Genomic DNA, 1,513 nt, shown 5'->3' with positions numbered 1-1,513 from the left:
CTTAGACCCGATGATCGCTGTGTGAACTGACTGGGTCGGCGGCCTCTCCCACTGCATTCTGCATTCGAGGGTTGCTCCAGTCTTGCTGGTGCCGAGCCTCAAGAATGGGGGAGAGACCAAATGCAGCGTAGCATATTCATCGGGCTGGATGTCCATAAGGCAACGATCTCGGTTGGGGTCGCAGTCGGGGAAAGAGGCGGAGAAGTCCGCAGCCTCGGAACTGTGCCCAACCGCCCTGACCACGTGCGCAAGCTGGTCGAGAAGCTGGCTTCAAATGGCGCGCAGCTTCATTTCTGCTATGAGGCTGGCCCATGCGGATATGGTCTTCACCGACAACTGGTCGAGTTGGGGCATGAGTGCATTGTGGTTGCACCGTCCCTGATCCCGGTGAAGGCCGGTGACCGGGTGAAGACAGACCGGCGCGATGCGCTGATGCTGGCGAAATTGCATAGAGCTGGGGAATTGACTGCCGTCTGGGTCCCTGATGCTGCTCATGAAGCGATGCGCGATCTTGTTCGGGCACGAGCCACGGCCATACGGGTTGCAGGCAAGGCGCGGCAGCATATGCAGGGCTTTCTGCTGCGCCATGGGCGGAACTATCCGGGCAAGAAAGGCTGGACGAAGGCTTACCGCAGGTGGCTCACGACGGTGCGCTTTGATCACCCCGCACAACAGATCGTCTTGCAGGACTACATCCATGCGGTGACGGACGCGGAAGCGCGTGTCGAGCGACTGACCGATCAGATCCTGCAGCTGTTGCCGACATGGAGCCTCGCCCCGGTTGTGGAGGCGGTGCAGGCCATGCGGGGCGTCGCCTTTGTCGTGGCCGTCACGGTGGTGGCCGAAGTCGGAGACTTCAATCGGTTCGACAATCCACGGCAATTGATGTCCTACCTCGGCCTGACGCCATCGGAGCACTCGAGTGGTGCCAGCATCCGCCGGGGCGGCATCACCAAGGCAGGGAGTGGATTGGCCCGTCGCGTCCTGATCGAAGGTGCCTGGAGCTATCGAATGCAGGCGCGGGTGAGCCGCAAGCTTCTCGATCGTATCGAGCACCTGCCTCAATCAGTGCGCGACATTGCCTGGAAGGGACAGCTGCGCATGTGCCAGCGCTATCGCCACCTCATGGCCGCCGGCAAGCCGAAGGTCGTGGCAACAACCGCGATCGCCCGTGAAATGGCGGGTTTCATATGGGCCATCGCTCGCCAGGTCGCGCCCGCCGCTCACTGAAAGGCCATACAGACATTGCCTGCTCCAGACCGATGCACAGGGTTGGGGACGGAACGCGGTGGGGAATCCTCGTACCCTGTTATGGGCCGACATTGTCGACGCCCGATCTTTAGACCGAGGCAGCCCCAAGACGAAACCACGGTCATGCGGTAACCAACCCGCGTATGAGAGCCTGCTCACCGTCGTCTCAGTTCCGTCTCCTACCCTGCGCATCTACAAAACACGACAATCGGCACTGCCGACCGGATTGGCATGACAAATTTGTTGACGGCGATCATGAGAG

Annotated in this window: 1 protein-coding gene; it reads left to right on the top strand. The window is 60.9% G+C overall.

What is annotated here, in order from left to right; translation table 11 throughout:
• Positions 1-120 precede the first annotated feature (120 nt).
• Positions 121-1,230: an IS110 family RNA-guided transposase gene (locus EG244_RS20205; RefSeq protein WP_124966919.1), complete on the top strand. Its 1,110-nt coding sequence runs from the start codon at positions 121-123 to the stop codon at positions 1,228-1,230.
• Positions 1,231-1,513: the final 283 nt, after the last annotated feature.

It is taken from the genome of Falsigemmobacter faecalis, from assembly GCF_003863335.1.
Classification (GTDB): domain Bacteria; phylum Pseudomonadota; class Alphaproteobacteria; order Rhodobacterales; family Rhodobacteraceae; genus Wagnerdoeblera; species Wagnerdoeblera faecalis.
Note: the sequence above shows the minus strand (reverse complement) of the source record. Positions and strands in the feature narration are given on the sequence as shown.

What these genes read in the sequence shown, in the direction of transcription:
- EG244_RS20205 (WP_124966919.1), top strand. Translation starts at nt 121, where the DNA reads ATGCAGCGTAGCATATTCATCGGGCTGGATGTCCATAAGGCAACGATC.